Source organism: Pirellulales bacterium, assembly GCA_036490175.1.
GTDB lineage: Bacteria > Planctomycetota > Planctomycetia > Pirellulales > JACPPG01 > JACPPG01.
In genome coordinates this window covers 29624-47097 of the sequence record DASXEJ010000153.1, presented here as the reverse complement: position 1 = coordinate 47097, position 17474 = coordinate 29624, and the positions used below count along the sequence as shown (strand labels likewise).

Below are 17474 nucleotides of genomic sequence, written 5' to 3'. Positions count from 1 at the left end.
CGGCCTATCATCGACCGGCATATGCCTCGTTTTCTCGCCAGTCAATCGCACCGCGACGCTCGACCGAGGTGCCATGCTCACGTCCGCGTGAGCATGCCTCCGCGCATCTCTAAATACGCGTGTCGCGCCGCGCTGCTCGCGGTCCTCTTTGCCACGTCGATCTGCGGCATGGTCGCGCGCTCGTTGGCCCAAGGTTATTCCCCGGACGAAGCCGTGCGGCGGATGACGGTCGCCGAGGGATTCGACGTGCAACTCGTCGCGGCCGAGCCCTTGGTACGGCAACCGGTGGCCATCGAGTTCGACGATCGCGGGCGGCTGTGGGTCGTCCAGTATTTACAGTATCCAAATCCTGCGGGTCTGAAGCGGGTAAAAGTCGATCGTTATTCGCGCACCGTTTACGATCGTCTACCCGATCCGCCCCCTGGCGGCACGCCCGGCAACGATCGAGTGACGATCCTCACTGATACCGACGGCGATGGGCGTGCCGATTCAGCCAAGGATTTCGTCGCCGGCTTGAACCTGGCGAGCGGACTGGCCTTCGGCTACGACGGCGTCTTCGTTCTCAACGCCCCCTATTTGCTCTTTTATCCCGATCGCAATCGGGACGACGTGCCCGACGCCGACCCCGACGTACTGCTGACCGGCTTTGGCCTGGAAGATGCGCACAGCGTGGCCAACTCGCTCGCCTGGGGGCCGGACGGTTGGCTGTACGGCACACAAGGGAGCACGGTCACGGCCCACGTGCGCGGCATCGAGTTCCAGCAAGGCGTGTGGCGGTATCACCCTGTCAGCCATCGGTTCGAACTGTTTTGCGAAGGCGGGGGCAATTCCTGGGGCCTCGACTTCGATGCCCACGGCGAGCTGCTGTACAGCACGAACTTTGGTCCCTATGTGATGCTGCACGGCGTGCAAGGCGCGTATTACTGGAAGAACTTCGGCAAGCACGGGGCGCTGCACAATCCTTACACATTTGGCTACTTCGACCATGTGCCGCATACCAACTTTACCGGGGGGCATGTGACCGATGGCGGCATTGTCTACCAGGGGGACCTTTTTCCGCCACAATTTCGCGGCCGCTACATTGCGGCCGACTTATTGGGACATGCCGTGTATTGGCATACGCTCGCGCCGCGCGGATCGACTTTCAGTTCTGCGCACGGCGGAACGTTGCTGGCAGCAAATGACACCTGGTTCGCTCCCAGCGATGTAACAGTTGGGCCCGACGGCGCGGTGTATGTCGCCGATTGGCACGATGCCCGCACCGCGCACCCGGACCCTGATGCCGAGTGGGATCGCTCGAACGGTCGGATCTATCGCATTCAACCGCGGAGTGCGGTCCGGCCCCCGACGCGCGACCTACGCGACGCGAGCGACAGCGAACTGATCCACGAGCTGGCCTCGACCAACGAATGGTACGCCCGTCACGCGCGGCGGCATTTGGCCGAACGCGCTGCCAAGCGGCCGAATCCTCAGACCGTGGCCCGGCTCGCCGGTTTTGTCCTGCGCGATGCCAAGGCCGGTACCGTGAATTCTCGAACGAGCAAGCCACGTGCGACCGACGTGCCCTCACTACAGGCATTGTGGGCACTACACTGCGTCGGCGGACTCGACGAACCGGTATCGCTGCAGCTGCTGGATCATCATAGCGCTGACGTGCGCGCTTGGACTGTGCGACTAATGGGTGACGAACCGCAAGTCGCGGACACGATTGCGCAGAAATTCGCCCTGCTGGCGGCCCACGATCCGAGCGTCCTCGTGCGGAGGCAACTCGCCTGCACCGCCAAACGGCTGCCACCCGCGGCAAGCTTGCCGATCATCGCGGCCCTCGCACGGCATGCCGAGGATGCGGACGACCCGTACGTTCCCCTTTTGATCTGGTGGGCGCTGGAACAAAATGCCCTGCCGGCTCGCGCGGCCGTAGTCGGGCAATGGACCATGCCGTGGGTGTGGCAGACGCCACTGGCACGCGATTTCTTGCTGCCGCGATTGGTGCGGCGTTATGCGGCCGAGACCGACGCGGCTGGTGGCGAGTCGTGCCTGATGATTCTCACAGCCGCACCGAGCGCCAAGGCGCGCCAGCCGCTGCTGGCGGCGCTCGACGAAGGATGGCGTGGTCGTGCGCGGGAAGCCGAAACGCCGCAAGCCCTCGTCGCTCTGGTCAATGCCGCCTGGCAAAGCGATCGAGACGATGCGGTGCTCGCGCGCTTGGCCGCGAGGCTTGGCAATACAGACGTGGCAGATTATTTGCTCGCCCGCGCGCTCGACAATCGCCTTGACGACAAGGCGCGGCTAGCGGCGATCGACGTTTTGGCCGATGTTTGCCCGCCGGCGTTGCTGGTGCGATTGACGCCACTTATCAGCAAGGGAGCAGGCGAACCGTTGCAATCCGCGGCGCTGCGGGCGCTTGCGCGGGGTAACGATACGAACCTGGCCGCGACGATACTCGCCGCCTACGGCGGCATGCCCGCGGCCTTGCGCAGCCAAGCGCGGGACGTGCTGCTGGCGAAACGTCCCTGGGCCGGACTTTTGCTCGAGCGTGTGGCCCGCGGCGAACTTGATCCGCAGGAGATTCCGGTCGAGCAGCTGCGCGTAGTGGCCTCGCATGGCGATGCCGATCTGGACGCGTTGGTGCGAAAATATTGGGGGGCGATCCAGCCAGCCACTACCGAGGAGCGGTTGGCCGTGGCGCGCCGCTTGAACAATGACCTGCGCGCGGCCGATGGCCACGCACAGCCGGGGCGCGAACTGTTCGGCAAGCACTGCGGCACGTGCCACACGCTGTTTGGCGAAGGGGAAAAGATCGGCCCCGACCTGACGCATGCCAACCGCCGCGACCGCGCCTTCCTACTCAATAGCATCGTCGACCCCAACGCCGTGGTGCGCAAAGAGTATACGAACTACACCGTGCAGACGGGCGACGGCCGCGTGCTGTCGGGCTTGATCGTGGATCAAGATGCGGGCAACCTGACCCTGTTGACGGCCAAGAACGAACGGCTGCGTCTGCCGCGCAGTCAAATCGAGTCACTGGCCGAATCGCCCAACTCGTTGATGCCCGACAACATTGCGGAACAATTGACTCCGCAGAATCTACGCGATCTGTTTGCCTGGCTCGAGCAAATCGCGCCGCCGGCAGGGAGCGCGAAGTGAGTCCTGTCTAGCTGTGAAGAATCATCGGGGCTGCAATTGCCTGGAGATCGAAAATGTACTGCCGACGAATACGCGAGCGAGACAAGCGATGCACATCGGGGCACCGCACGAACATCCTCGCCACGATCATAGCTGGTGCGGCGCTTGTCACCACCTGTGTCAATGGTATGAATGCTCAGGCCCCAGCGGCGCCGCGTTCGTACGACAATCGCTTGTCGCCCGTGGCAAACCCACAGCCATTATTGGCCGACTATCCAGAATTCGTCGAACCGGTGCGCGAGACGCGGCGTTTCGAGGCACCCACGCTCGTACAGGATTCGGCCGCCGACCTGGCCGTGCGGGCTTGGCGATTTTCGTACAACGCGCGCGGCATCGTCGAGCTCCCCAATCTGCTGCGCGGCCGTGACACGGCGATCATCGTCGTGCATCCCTGGGGAATTGATGATGGTCAAGGCTGGCGATCGCCGCAGCCGGCCGGCGCGGCCTTTCAATGCACGCCTGAGAAGAATCTCATTCTCAACCGGCACATTGCCGAAGTCATCAATCCCTTTTTGAAATCGCTGAGACCGCGCGTGGGGCTGGTTCTCTATAGTCTGCCGGGCAAAGAAGACCCGACGCGGAAAAAAATGTATCGCTCCTTCCGCGGCGAGCCGTCGGACGGCGACCGATCCCAAGGAGCGGCGCAATTGGCGGAAAAACTCGCCAGCTTCGACTATCGTGGCGGAACACTGCCAACCGAGTTGAAGCTGGCGGCCGATTTACCGGTGCCGGATTACTTCCGCCAGTTCCGCGGCTTGGACGCGACGGCGGCCTTCAACCACGAGGGCTTTTGGGATTTGCCTGTCCCGGTGTCGAAGCATATCGACGTCGCACCACGCGACGTCGTGATTTACGACGGCGAGGGGTACGACCCGCTGCGTGCATTTCTCAAGGCGCAAGGTATCCGGCATGTCTTGTTGACTGGCTATAACACCGACATGTGCTTCTGCAAAACGACGGCCGGCTACGATAACCTGTCGCCTGATTTCAACGTATTCCTGGTCGGCGACGCCACGGTGGCCACGTTCCCAGCCAACCCCGATCCGCGATTTGCCACCAATGCGGCGATTTCGTTTGCCTCGTTGGACCATCTGGTGACACAGGTTTCGTGGATTCGGCCTCTGCCCGCCGGTCAGGCGCAACAATAATTGATGCCCCTGCTTGCATCGAAAACTTGGCACTGGCCGCTCGCGGCTTTAAACCAGCAAGGAAAACCGATGCTTGAATCGACAGAGCACGACGGGTATCCGCGGCCGGGCATCGATCGTCGCGACTTTCTGCGCGCCAGTCTAATCGCTGGTGCCGGCGCCCTGGCCGGAACGCGTGCTCAAGCGGTCCTTGCGGCCGAGTCCGCACCGCGCACCGATCGCGCGCATGTCGCTATCACGCTCGACCTGGAAATGAGCCGCAACTTTCCCAACTGGGAAGATACGCATTGGGACTATGAAAAGGGGAATCTCAATGCCGAGACAAAGGCCTACACGGTCGAGGCCTGTCGCCGAGTCAAAGCGGTCGGCGGCGTCGTGCATCTGTTTGCCGTCGGACGCGTGTGCGAGCAAGAAAACGTCGACTGGTTGCGCGATCTCGTCGCGGCCGGCCATCGTGTGGGTAATCACACCTACGATCACGTGAACGTACGGGCAACCAAGCCCGACGACGTGCAGTTTCGCTTCCAACGCGCCCCCTGGCTTCTGGAGGGGAGAAGCCCTGAGCAGGCGATCGTCGAAAACATCCGCCTGGCGACCGTGGCGCTCGCCGAGCGGGCCGGCATTCGCGTGGATGGATTTCGCACGCCCGGCGGTTTTCAAATGGGATTGGCCGATCGCCCCGATGTGCAGAAGCTGATCTCGGCGCAAGGCTTCGATTGGGTCAGCAGCAAGTATCCCGCGCATCCGAATACCGACCCCGGCCAAGAGCCCAGCGAAGCCATCTACGCCGGCATCGTGCAAGCACAGGCCGCGGCGCAACCGTTTCTGTACGAGAGCGGTTTATGCGAAGTGCCGATGAGCCCTATCAGCGATATCGGGGCCTTTCGCCACGGTCGCTGGCAGCTCGAGTGGTTTCTCGAATCGATCCGGCGGGGGTTGGGTTGGGCCATTGAAAACCACTCGGTGTATGATTTCCTGGGGCATCCTTCCTGCCTGTACGTCACCGATCCGCAGTTCCGCGCGGTCGATTTGATGTGCCAGATGGTGGCCAAGGCTGGCGACCACGCGTCGCTAGTCGACCTGGGCACGATCGCGCAGCGCGCCCGGGCGCAGGCTGCTGCCAAAGCCATTAAGCCAAGTTAGCAGGCCCGCGGTTTTACCTTCACGGTATAATCGAGACGTTTGCACAGACCACGCTTGTCACGGAGGTCATCCATGCATCGTCGAGATTTTCTGCTCGCTACGGCCGCCGCCGGAATTGCTCCTCGGTTGCTGGCTGCGGAAACGCCTCCGCAATCCTCTGCCTCGCCGCCCAACTGCTGCGGGCCAGGCTATGCCTCGCCGCAAGAGGCCGCCAAAGCTCCGCCTGAAAAGTTGCTGTATACCATCGGGCTGTACGTGGGGACCGACATCAAGAAGCCCGACTTCCTGGCCACGGTCGACGTCGACCCCGCATCGCCGACGTACTCGCAAGTGATCCACCGCCTGGCGATGCCCAACGTGGGTGACGAGTTGCACCATTTCGGATGGAACGCTTGCAGCTCATGCCATGGCGATGGAACGAAGGCGCGGCGATATCTGATCCTGCCCGGCCATCGCTCAAGCCGGATACATATCGTCGACACGGCCGACCCACGGGCTCCCGCGCTCAGCAAGGTGATCGCGCCGGAAACGGTCAAGGCCAAGACGAATCTCACGGCGCCGCATACCGTACACTGTGCGCCCGACGGGCGGATCATTATTTCGATGCTCGGCGATCGCGACGGCAGCGCCCCCGGCGGTTTCTTGCAACTGGATGAGAATTTCGACGTCGTGGGCCGTTGGGAGCAAAACGCGGCGGGCATGCGTTTCAATTACGACTTCTGGTATCAGCCGCGCCATAACGTGATGGTCTCCAGCGAATGGTCCGCGCCGAAAACCTACTTCGAGGGCTTCCAGCTTGAGGACGTCTCGGCCGGCAAGTATGGCACGCACCTCCACTTTTGGGATTGGCAGCAGCGCAACATCGTGAAAACGGTCGACCTGGGCGATCAGGGACGCATTCCGCTGGAGGTGCGCTTTTTGCACAATCCCGACAGCACGCACGGCTTCGTCGGCGCCGCGCTCTCGAGCACCGTGTGGCACTGGCACAAGACCGCGGACGACTGGCAGGTCGACAAGGTGATGGCCGTCGAGCCGATTGAGGTCAAAGGCTGGCCGTTCCCCGTGCCCGGGCTGATCACCGATCAGTTGGTCTCGATGGACGATCGCTATCTGTACTTTTCCAACTGGCTGCACGGCGACATTCGGCAATACGACATCTCGAATCCCGCGCAGCCGCGCCTAACCGGCCAGGTGTGGTGCGGCGGCGTGACGGGCAAGGAGGTCACCGTCGCCAATCGCAAGCTGACGGGCGGTCCGCAAATGTTGCAATTGAGTCTCGATGGCCGGCGACTGTACGTCACGAGCTCGCTCTTCAGCAGTTGGGACAACCAATTTTATCCCGAGATGGCCAAGACCGGGTCGTATCTGTTGCAAATCGATTGTGATCCGGCCGGTGGTATGAAAATCAACGATCACTTCCTGGTCGACTTCGGTCGCGAACCAGGTGGCCCCGCGCGCGCCCACGAGATGCGCTACCCCGGCGGCGATTGCACGTCAGACATTTGGACGTAGCACGAGGCACGTCGGAAATCCATGGCACGTGACGCGGAATCACGCTATCCGTGTCGACGATTTGGAGAAAGATTTGACCCAAAATCGCGCAAATTGCACGAATGAAGAATCAGACGTGCAGTTGGCCGACTCAGTGACCGTGTTTTCCGTCTTGTGTCCTTCATTCGTGCCATTTGTGGTTCATTGCTGCAATCGCTACGGTAGCGCGGCGAACCGTTGGCCGCCCAGGAACACTTGTCGCACGTTGAGCGCGCGGTCCAATAACAGCAGATCGGCGCGCTTGCCCACGGCGATACTGCCAAGCTCGTGGTCCCAGCCCGCGATGCGGGCCGACGTGAGCGAGGCCATGCGGACGACCTCCCACAGCGGGCAGCCGGTGGCCTTGATGAACGTGCGCACCAGATGATCCATCCCCTGCACGCCCGAGGCCAGCGCCTGCCCGTCGGGCATCAACCCCACGTCGTCGCGCCGCAGGATCGGTTCGCCCCCGTCGCGCGGACCAAACATGTAGGGACCGTCCGGCATGTCGAGCGCGCGGTTGGCGTCAGTGACCAGGGCCAGTCGATCGGGCCCTTTGACCTTGTAGGCCAGCCGGAGCAGCTCGGGCGCCAGATGACGCCCGTCGGCGATGACTTCGGTCGTCAACTCGTCGAAATAGAGCGTCGCCTCGAGCAGGCCGCCGCGCATTGGAAAAGGTTGCGATTGCCGTAACCTGGCCCGGTCCGACATGGCGCAGAACAGATGGTCGACGTGCCGCACGCCCCAGCCGATGGCTTGCTCGGCCTGTTCGAACGTGGCGTGCGAATGCCCGGCGTTCATGCGAATGCCGCGGGCGACGCAGGCGCGGGCGAACGCTTCGGCCCCCGGCAGCTCGGGGGCGACCGAGGCCGTGGCGATTGCCGCCGCCAGCTCCAGGTATTTTTCATATTCCTGCACCACCGGCGGACGAACGCCGTCGCCGGGATGGCAGCCGCGCGCTTCGGCGCGAAAGTAGGGGCCGTACAGATGGGCACCCAGCACGCGGGCCCCGCGACCATCGTCGGCCAGTCGCTGCCGAGAACACTCGGTCAACATCGCCAGAATCTGCTCGGGCCGTGCCGCGGTTGAGGTGGGAAGCAAGCTCGTCGTGCCATGCCGCGCGTGCGCCGCGCGGATGGTGTAAAAGGCCTCGGCGGTGCCGTCCATGAAATCCGCGCCCGCGCCACCGTGGACGTGCAGGTCGACATAGCCAGGGACGATGTAATGATCGCGCGCATCGATCACGTGCGCACCGCCCACGCTGGGCGATTGCGCGTGATGCGCGGATGGATGGTCACCGTCCGGGCCAATGGCCACGATCCGCGCCCCGCCGATCAGCAGGTGGGTCGCAGACTGAACGCGATCCGAGAGGACCAGATCCCCGTTGACGAACAGCACATCCGTTGACATGCGTCAAATTATAGTGCCCGCGGACCGTGGCGGGTGACGCCACGCGGGCACTGGAAATGGAGAGCGCCCCAGAGATGATGACACGAGCGCAGGGGTTAAACGAAGCATGCTCACGTTTTGCGTGAGCATGGCACCCAAAGTCGGAATGTCGCAACTCGCGGGGCGAGAAGGTGCGGGTGAGCTGCGATCGTCGCCCGAAAAGCGACGATCGCAGCCGCCCCGTTAGACAAATCACGGAGGCGAAACAGGCTCGCCACCGGCCCGCGTGGAAAGTGCTTGATAGACGCCCACGGTGGGGAGCGCACCGTTCGAACTGGGCCAGGTGACATTAAAGGTAAAGTTCGGATATGAGCCCGATGTGAGCAGAATTTGCTGTGCACCACTGACACCCGAGGGGAGGTACCCGACGGGCCCATTGGCTGTGCCGGTTCCAACTGAATCGACCGTGGCGGGAACGAATCGTACGCTGCCGTCGGCCATCAAGAAGTTGCCGCCCCCCGGATGGGAGGAACGAAAGCCAGACATGAAGTGCAGCCCAGGGTTCTGGCTAACGCTACTACCGCATGCACTTGTACTGAGACTCATTTGTAAAGTTTGTGCGGCCATCGTATGCGTCACCGGATTCATGTTCAGTGGGAAAATGGTCGTACCGAGTGGCCCGCCAGCGTACATTGGCGGGCTTCCGGAGAGGGTAACGAACGGCGAGTAGTTCGGCTCACCGGATATCCAGGCCCAGATCGGAACATACTGATAAGGTTTCAAAGGATTCGAATAGGCGGTTAAGCTGTTCGTATTGGTACGCAATCCCCACTTCACCGACGCCGCGGCTTCCCCCATCATAAATGTATTGCTGAGCCCATCACTTACGCCCTGTGCGGTATTGAGCATGTCGTATGCGAACATACCCCGTTCCCAATTCGGCGCGGTGGTTGGTTGGTCGCAGAACGCGTCATTGATGCCTGCGGAAAGTGCATAATCCAAGGAGCCGAAGAGACCATTGAACGTCGTCATGCCGGTGCCAAGTGAGCCGGTTATGGAACCCGTGGGCGAAGGAACGGGAAAAAGGGCAGAGACGGTAGTAGTTCCGCAATCCAGCCAGGGGAAATAGATGGGATTGTCCTTGTCGTCCGACGGGCAGACACAACTAGGAATAACCAAGTTGGCAACTACCTGCGGCTGAGTCGTCCATGCTTGGGAATAATTATACATCGATGCCGCTCCGGCCTGCTCAAAGTAGGGGAGCAGCATTGCTGTTGCACTAGCGTAAGCGGTACCTTTGACGGGGTCGACAAGGCCACCAGGAACGAACACGCCCATCGCGCTCAAATAATTTTGATGAGCCAGACCGAATTGCTTGAGATTGTTCTGACACTGCGATTTGCGTGCAGCCTCGCGTGCGGCTTGCACGGCGGGCAGCAACAAGCCAATCAAGATTCCAATAATGGCGATGACAACCAGCAACTCAACCAGTGTGAATCCCGTTCTCCGCGATAAGCGCATAACAGTCTCCCTTTCTCGTAGCACAGTGGCCTCTTGCTCCGAATAAAAAATGTAAGAATCGGGGGCCGATCACCCGAATTAGCCCGCGACCCCCGTGACCTGAGTTTAGAGGATCAAGTAAAAAGATGGAATGTGGTGGTCGAAATTTTTTCCAACTTTTCGCTCGACTCCATTGCATACTAACTAATTTTGTCGAAACCCACCGCGGCTTGGCCCCCTTCTCGGGTGCCCCCCGCCCAACGGTAATACTTGGCAGCAGCGCGCCGAAAACGTTCTAGAGCGGCTCAGCCGCCAGAAAAGACGCATTTGTTGGGTGCGTCACTTTTCGTGCAGCATTAAATCCGCTTACTGTAGATCGCCTTGGGCTATTATTCGACTTCCAGCCGCAACGGCAACGTGGCACGGCTTGCCGATCCGCCTATCGAAAGTGGCCCGCCTATCAAAAGCGGCCCGCCTATCAAAAGCGGCACTGTCCAAGTCACGCGGCCAGCCTTGCAAACGCCCCCCTCTCCCTCCTGACAGTAGTAATAGTCAGCCTCCACGGCAATTGTTTCATCTCCGGCTTCCTTTGCCACAGGAAGCTCGATTTGGAACTCGGTTGCCGGCGGATCGACCTTGTTGCTACGTCCCAGGTACGCACGATCGAGCGGCCCGGATTCATTCACGGCCGTGACCTTATATCGCATTGGCCCTTGCGGGTTGATCTTGTAACCGGCCGGCAGCGCCAGTTTCATAGCCAGCCACACCAGTCCGTCTTGCGGCTGAAGAGATGTTTTATCGATGCGAATTTCCTGGCCGTGGCTTTGGTCGTTGCGCGGATTCTGCCCTGGCGCGGCCGCCAGCTTGGGCGGCGTCAGATCGCGGACCTGGAACGTCGATACGCGGTTCCCGCCGGCCAAGTCGATGACACGGATGAGATGGTTGTTGGTATCGGCGACGTAGAGTTTGCCAGCCGCGCCCGACAACCCGGCCGGCTCGTCGAACGCCGCCGGCACATCGGCGTGCCCCGGCTTGCCTGTGCCGGCGATCGTATGCACGGTTTTCTTCAGGGGATCGATAGCCTTGATCTTGTTGTTGTAGGTGTCCGCCACGTAGAGCAGGTCATCGACCAGCGCTACTCCCAGCGGATGCTGCAAGCGCACGGCGCGGCCCACGCCATCGTGGTCGCCGAAGACAAACAGCCGTCCCGCCGGAAGATCGGCCGTCCCAACGACGGTGCGTACCGGCTTGCTGGGATCGAACGGCACGGCGCGAATCGAGCTTCCCTCGCTATCGGCCACGTACAGCGTGTCGTCGTCGGCCGCCAGACCGCTGGGCTGCGCGAAGGACGCGTAACCCGCTTCGTACGGTTGTGAGGGGAGCAAGGGACCGTCGACAATATCCTCGCGACTGTTGCCCGCATAGGGACCGATCTCGGACTCGTCGAGCGGCATTTTCCAGATCTGGTGGGGACCGGCCATGGCGATGAACAGATCTTGGCCGTGAATCTGCAAATCCCAAGGACTGTTCAACTGTGTCTCGCGTGGCTTGCCAACGAAACGCTCGGGCATCTTCCCGGCACCCGCCGCGAAATCATCCATATCGATTCCCGGCCAGCCGGCCGCCTGCCGACCGTCTCCGGCGATCGTGCTGACGCGCTTGCCGGCCAGATCGATCTTGCGGAGCATGTGATTCTCGGTGTCGGCCACGTATAGCGTGTCGCCGCTCAGTGCCATGCCTTGAGGATGGTTGAACGTCGCGCTCTGGTAGTCGCCGTCGTCCGCGCCGATCGCACCGGTGCCGATGACGCCGACGAGCGTTCCGTCCAGCCCGGCAATGACGATCCGATTATGGTTGCTGTCGGCGATGAACAGGCGACCACCCGTTTCGTCGGCCAACACTTTGCCCGGAAAGCGCAGCGGTGTGTCAACCGCACGCTCGGATGCCAGCGCGAAGCGCAAGGGCTTCTCGTCGAGCGTCCCTTTTTTGCGATAGTAGGGAATGCCCTTGTTGAGGAGTTCCGCGAATTCGGCTGCTTTGAACTCACCGTTGCGGCCGTAAATAACCTTTCCTTCGGGATCGATCAAATAGGCCGTTGGCCAACTGCGAACGCTAAAGCGGTCCCAGATCTTATGCCGCGCGTCATTCACCACCGGATGCTTGATCTCGTAGCGGAGCACGGCTTCGGTAATGTTCTTCGAATCCTCTTCGTTTTCGAACTTGGCTGAATGAACCCCGATCACGACCAGTTCATTAGGAAAGTCGGCTTCTAGCTTCTTCAGCTCGGGCAAGATGTGCATGCAGTTGATGCAGCAATAAGTCCAGAAGTCGAGCAACACGAACTTGCCACGCAGGCCCTTAATTTCGAGCGGGCCATCGGTATTGATCCAGTCGACACCGCCGGACAGCTCGGGGGCTGCGATCCGGCGCGGAAAGGGATTCTCGCCGGCCGCCTTGTCCGCCGCTTCTTCGGGTGCCGCGGCACCGATCAGGGCCGCGGAAAGCATGACGGCGGCAGGAGAGCCAATGACCGACAGGGCGGTCGTCGCTGGCGCAGCTGCCGAGACGGTGGCCGTCAGGCACCAGGCGAGCATGCACACCGCCAAGATTCCGCCGATCGCTGACGACGCGCTCACCCGGCCGGCATGCCCTGAATCTGGCCTGGGCAGCCGATCACTCCGTTCATCATGCACGCTCATCCGACGCTCTCCTTCCTGGAATATACAGAGACTACGACCCCTAGGGCACAATCGTACGCGACCGGCCGGGCGCGGCCTAGCAACGCCTGCGGTTCTGGGTTGGATGGCGCGCGAGAGTAAGGGCATGCATGAACCGCTCACCTCGCCCGCGGAAGGACCGGTTTGCTGGCACCCCAACGGAGTGGAGTGGAAAGTGGGAATCGACGGTCTCCAGGGGCTTGGTCGCGGTTTCAGTCTCCTGACTCATCGCCCATCCGGCCGGAGTCCTCGGCATTTCCGGAGCGCCGTAGGCGCCACATTGTCCGCATCTTAGGCACCGACGGATACTCGTCGAATGTGTCTACAGCCAGACAGGGCAGATGGCCGAAGATGAATTAATTGCGGCCGGCCAGGGGTGCGTTTCGATCGTATCTCATTTCACAGAAACAAGTTGACACGATCCTAACAGGGTCGTAGAGTTCCCACGACGTTCGATTAAGTGCTGCCGGGAACCGCGCCAACGCGCAATAATATGAGCGGCCGAATCAATTGGGATTCGCCGCGCCGACTTCCGGCCGCAGACACTTCCAGCGGGGGAATGTATGTCCTGCGTTCGAGTTCACTTCTGTGGATTGTTGTGGGTATTGGCCTGTACCGGCGCGGCGCATGGTCAGGACTGGGCGCGCAAGATGTTCGAGACCTCGAACCACGACTTCGGCAACGTTGCGCGTGGCGCCAAGGTCGAGTACTTCTTCAAGCTGCAGAATCCCTACAAAGAAGACGCACACATTTCCGACGTGCGCTCGAGCTGCGGCTGCACTACGCCGCGCATTCTGAAGGACACGCTGAAGACCTACGAAGAGGGCGCCATCGTCGCGGCCTTCAACACGCGTAGCTTTCTCGGTCAACGCAGCGCGACGGTGACGGTCGTCTTCGACAAGCCCTACTATGCCGAAGTGCAACTGCAGGTGGCCGGCTACATTCGTCGCGACATCGTGATCCACCCAGGCGAGGTCGATCTGGGAACTGTCGATCAGGGCACACCCGTCGAGAAGCAACTTTCGATCAGCTACGCAGGGCGCGAAGACTGGCAGATTTTGGATGTGAAGTCTGGCAGCCCGTATCTGGATACACAATTAGTTGAATCGCGCCGCGGCGGCGGTCAGGTGGCCTACGACCTGAAGGTGTTCCTCAAGCCCGATGCACCTAGCGGAGCCATCAACGAACAACTCGTGCTGATGACCAACGATCAACGCTCGCCCGAAGTGCCGCTGGACGTCGCAGGGCGCGTCGTGGCAGAACTAACCGTCAGCCCAGCGTCACTGTTAATGGGCGTGCTAGAGCCGGGTCAGAAGGCGACAAAGCAATTGGTCATCAAGGCCAAGAAGCCGTTCCGCATCACGGGCATCACCTGCGACGACGAGAGCTTCGAATTCAAAACCAGCGACTCGACCAAGCCCATGCACGTCGTGCCGATCACCTTCTTGGCCGGCGAGAAGACCGGCAAGGTCGCGCAGAAGATTCGCTTCACGACCGATCTTGGTGAAGACGTGGTAGCCGAGTTTTCGGCCTACGCTCAAGTCGTCTCGCCGGAAAAGACCAAGCCGGCCGAACGCACGACCTCGGGACGGCCGACGGAATAGTCCGGGTAGTCAGGCTTCCCTGCGACGTAGTTCCGCCGCAAGCGAGATCAGCTAGCCCGGCTTGTCGGCTCGCAATGTGCACCGGCTCGCCGGCAGTGGCACCCGCGGTGCAATTGAGGTTACCGCGCGGCCCTGGCGCCTGACTGCCTCAGCGACTCGACACTGATCACGGCGGGGCCAGGGTCGGCCCCCTGGCTCGGGCAGTTAGCGCAGGCTCCGCACCCTGATCCTGGCCGCTTGCCGCGGAGGGTGCTCCAGAGACGCGATCCCAGGTAGCCGACGGCCACGGCCACCAGGACAAGCACGATCAGATTGTCGAACGTTACGGTCATCGCTTTGCTCGTCGCGCCGCTTTCTAGAAAAAGACCGTCAAGAAAGAAGCATTCCCACCTGGTAAGTCACCAGAGCACCTACATAGGCGAGCGCCGTCATATATCCGAACGTGAACGCCGGCCAGCGCCAACTGTCGGTTTCACGCTTGATGATGACCAGTGTCGCGGCGCACTGTGCGCACAGCGCGAAAAAGACCATCAGCGACAAGGCGACCGGCACGTTGAACACTTTGCGGTCCGTTCCCTCCCACGTGGCCTCTTGCAAGGCATTGTTCAGGCCCGATGCGTCGGGATCGGCCACGTCGATGTCTCCTAAATTATAGATGATCCCCAACGTCGCGACGACTACTTCGCGGGCCGGGAACGAAGCGATCGCGGCACAGCCGATTCGCCAATCCCACCCCAGCGGCCGCACGGCCGGCTCGATAGCGTGGCCGATCCGGCCCAGGATGCTTTGCTCTTGATAGGCGCCGGCGATCTTGTGATCGACCTGAGCTAATTGCTCCTCGACCGAATCGCGCCGCGGATCGTCATACGGCAGGTTATCTAGCTGCGCAGTGAGCTGCGCCCGACTGTCGACAAAGGGAGCTTCGACCGACGGATCGTGCGGATAGTACAAGCTGGCCCAAACCACGACGGCCACCGCCACGATCAAAGTTCCGGCCCGTCGCACGAACGACCAGCCTCGTTCCAGCACTCGATGCGCGACCACCGTTGGGTCTGGCAGCTTGTAGCTGGGCAACTCCATCACAAACGGCGGCGTCGGCCCGCGCAGCAATGTCTTCTTCAACACCAGCGCCACAATCGTGGCGGCCACGATACCAATCAGATACATCGCGGTCAGGGTCAATCCCTGCAAGCTCAGCAGGCCGCCCAAAAAACTCCGCTCGGGGATAAACGCGGCGATCAATAGTGCATAGACGGGCAACCGCGCGCTGCAGCTCATCAGCGGCGCGATCAGGATCGTGGTCAAGCGATCGCGACGATTCTCGATCGTGCGTGTGGCCATCACGCCGGGAATGGCGCAAGCGAACGAAGACAATAGCGGAATGAACGACTTGCCGCTCAGACCCACGCGGACCATCAGCTTGTCCATCAGGTACGCGGCCCGGGCCATGTAACCGCAATCTTCCAACAGCGCGATGAAGAAAAACAGGATGAAGATCTGCGGTAAGAAGGCAAGCACGCCGCCGACACCGCCGATGACGCCATCAACCAACAAGCTGCGCAGCGCCCCTTCCTCGAGATGCCCCTCGATCACAGTTGCGACCCGCGCGACGCCCGCATCGATAAAGTCCTGCGCAGGCGCGGCCCAGGAAAACACCGACTGAAATACCACCACCATCATCAACAAGAAAATGAGCGAACCCCAAACGCGATGCGTCAGTACTCGGTCCAGCCGATCACCGAAGGTCACGGCGCGCGATGCAGGTCGCGTGACGACGTCTTGCAACGTTTCATTTACCCATCCGTAACGGGCCACGGCCTCGATGGCGGGCACCTGGCAACCGGCGGTCGCCAGGCGGGTCCGGGCGTCGCGAATCGCATCGCGCAAGCCCGGACCATCGTGACGCAACATCTCGTCTTCCAAGTAACCCGTTGTGTCCAAGAGCAAGCGTTCGACCAGATAACGCGGCATGGACGCCTTGCCATCACCGGCTGCGGCATTGGTACCGGGAACTGCATGTTTATCCAGGCGCTCGCACAAAGCTGCCACTTCCTGGCGAAAAGGCTCAGGGAATGGACTCAAGCGCTGCTCGCTCCCCTGCCCGGCCGCAGCAACCAGCGCGTCTTTTAATTGGTTCACGCCGCGCCGCCGATTGGCCTGCAATTCGACGACCGGAATGCCCAGGTTCCGCGACAGCCGGCCGACGTCGACCGACATACCGCGCTGCCGCGCCACGTCGACCATGTTCAGCGCCAGTACCGTGGGCAAACCCAGATCCAGCACCTGGCTGACCACGTACAAATTCCGCTGCAGATTGCTGGCGTCGACAATGCACAGCACGACTTCGGGCGTGGGGGCGTCGTCGCGGCGTCCCAGCAGCACGTCGACTGCCACCATTTCATCGGGCGATCGCGGCGCCAAACTGTACGTGCCGGGTAGATCGATCAGCGTGAACGTACGGCCGCCGTGCGTTAGGTGGCCGATCTTCTTCTCGACGGTCACGCCCGGGTAGTTGCCCACGCGCTGCCGCACGCCGGCCAGCGCATTGAAGAGGGTCGACTTGCCGGTGTTGGGATTTCCGACCAGTGCGACACAGACCGACGTTGGGGCAGTGGAAGTCATGAGGGAAGTGGGGCGTAACGTATTCTCAAATGCCGTCGGTGCGACAATCGCCGTTCTTGGTCGATCGCGGCCTTCGGGCGGCGGCATCGGCCGGCCACGAGGACTCGCACGGACATGGCTTAAAGAGACTCGATCTCGACGCGGTGGGCTTCGCTCTTGCGGATACTCAAATGATAGCCTCGCACCTCGAACTCGAGCGGATCCCCCAACGGCGCCGTGCCGAGCAGTTCGATGTCTACCCCTGGCGTCACCCCCATCTCCAAGAGTCGCAAGGCGATCTCATCGTCCCCGATGATGCGGACCACGCGCCCACGGTAGCCAATCTTGAGCTCTGCCAGGCGATTCACGCCAGCACTCCGGGTCGCACCAGGACGCGCAGCAACTCGTCGGCGCGCAAGCACAATCGCTGGCCGTTAACGCGCACGATGCACGGACTTCCGGATTGCACCATCTCGACTTCGCTCCCTTGGCGCAATCCGATTTCGTCGAGTCGATGCACGGTATCTTGATGGCCGACGATCGCCGTTACGGCGCCGCCGCGTCCTACCTCGAGACACTGCAAGGGAATGCAATCATCCACAGTTGGCTACCGCCTAGCTGACGTTTAGGGCTAGTGCATGCGCACTTACATTTAA

Annotated in this window: 12 protein-coding genes; 5 read left to right on the top strand and 7 right to left on the bottom strand. The window is 61.5% G+C overall.

Annotated elements, in window-relative coordinates; translation table 11 throughout:
* The first annotated feature begins 93 nt into the window (after positions 1–93).
* The 4 genes from VGG64_11985 (at position 94) to VGG64_11970 (ending at position 6989) form a co-directional block, all read left to right on the top strand.
* On the top strand, positions 94–3147 hold the full coding sequence (locus tag VGG64_11985) for a PVC-type heme-binding CxxCH protein (GenBank protein HEY1600317.1): 3054 nt from the start codon (positions 94–96) through the stop codon (positions 3145–3147).
* Positions 3148–3200: 53 nt separating this feature from the next.
* Positions 3201–4334, top strand: a complete 1134-nt coding sequence (locus VGG64_11980; protein ID HEY1600316.1) for an isochorismatase family protein — start codon at positions 3201–3203, stop codon at positions 4332–4334.
* 69 nt (positions 4335–4403) lie between these two features.
* Positions 4404–5477, top strand: coding sequence for a polysaccharide deacetylase family protein (locus VGG64_11975; GenBank protein HEY1600315.1), 1074 nt, complete (start codon positions 4404–4406; stop codon positions 5475–5477).
* A gap of 72 nt (positions 5478–5549) precedes the next feature.
* Positions 5550–6989 carry a selenium-binding family protein gene (locus VGG64_11970; protein HEY1600314.1) on the top strand — a complete coding sequence of 480 codons (1440 nt, stop codon included), beginning with the start codon at positions 5550–5552 and terminating at the stop codon, positions 6987–6989.
* A 195-nt stretch (positions 6990–7184) separates the two neighbouring features.
* Here the strand turns inward: VGG64_11970 and VGG64_11965 are convergent, their stop codons facing one another.
* The 3 genes from VGG64_11965 to VGG64_11955 form a co-directional block, all read right to left on the bottom strand.
* The gene (locus VGG64_11965; GenBank protein HEY1600313.1) at positions 7185–8417 is read right to left on the bottom strand and encodes an amidohydrolase family protein; all 1233 of its coding nucleotides are present in this window, start codon (positions 8415–8417) and stop codon (positions 7185–7187) included.
* 231 nt (positions 8418–8648) lie between these two features.
* Positions 8649–9917, bottom strand: coding sequence for a DUF1559 domain-containing protein (locus VGG64_11960; GenBank protein ID HEY1600312.1), 1269 nt, complete (start codon positions 9915–9917; stop codon positions 8649–8651).
* Between the two features lie 368 nt (positions 9918–10285).
* Positions 10286–12595 carry a thioredoxin-like domain-containing protein gene (locus VGG64_11955; GenBank protein HEY1600311.1) on the bottom strand — a complete coding sequence of 770 codons (2310 nt, stop codon included), beginning with the start codon at positions 12593–12595 and terminating at the stop codon, positions 10286–10288.
* Between the two features lie 581 nt (positions 12596–13176).
* Here VGG64_11955 and VGG64_11950 point away from each other — a divergent pair.
* Entirely contained in the window at positions 13177–14217 is a 1041-nt protein-coding gene (locus tag VGG64_11950) for a DUF1573 domain-containing protein (GenBank protein HEY1600310.1), read from the top strand.
* A 119-nt stretch (positions 14218–14336) separates the two neighbouring features.
* On the opposite strand, the gene VGG64_11945 is transcribed toward VGG64_11950, so the two are convergent.
* From VGG64_11945 to VGG64_11930, 4 genes are all read right to left on the bottom strand, one after another.
* Positions 14337–14549 carry a FeoB-associated Cys-rich membrane protein gene (locus VGG64_11945; protein ID HEY1600309.1) on the bottom strand — a complete coding sequence of 71 codons (213 nt, stop codon included), beginning with the start codon at positions 14547–14549 and terminating at the stop codon, positions 14337–14339.
* 37 nt (positions 14550–14586) lie between these two features.
* A complete protein-coding gene (gene feoB, locus VGG64_11940; GenBank protein ID HEY1600308.1) occupies positions 14587–16839 on the bottom strand; it encodes a ferrous iron transport protein B in 2253 nt (750 codons plus the stop codon).
* Between the two features lie 119 nt (positions 16840–16958).
* Entirely contained in the window at positions 16959–17186 is a 228-nt protein-coding gene (locus VGG64_11935; protein ID HEY1600307.1) for a ferrous iron transport protein A, read from the bottom strand.
* A complete protein-coding gene (locus VGG64_11930; GenBank protein ID HEY1600306.1) occupies positions 17183–17419 on the bottom strand; it encodes a FeoA domain-containing protein in 237 nt (78 codons plus the stop codon). The genes VGG64_11935 and VGG64_11930 overlap by 4 nt, the downstream gene beginning before the upstream one ends.
* Between the last annotated feature and the right edge of the window lie 55 nt (positions 17420–17474).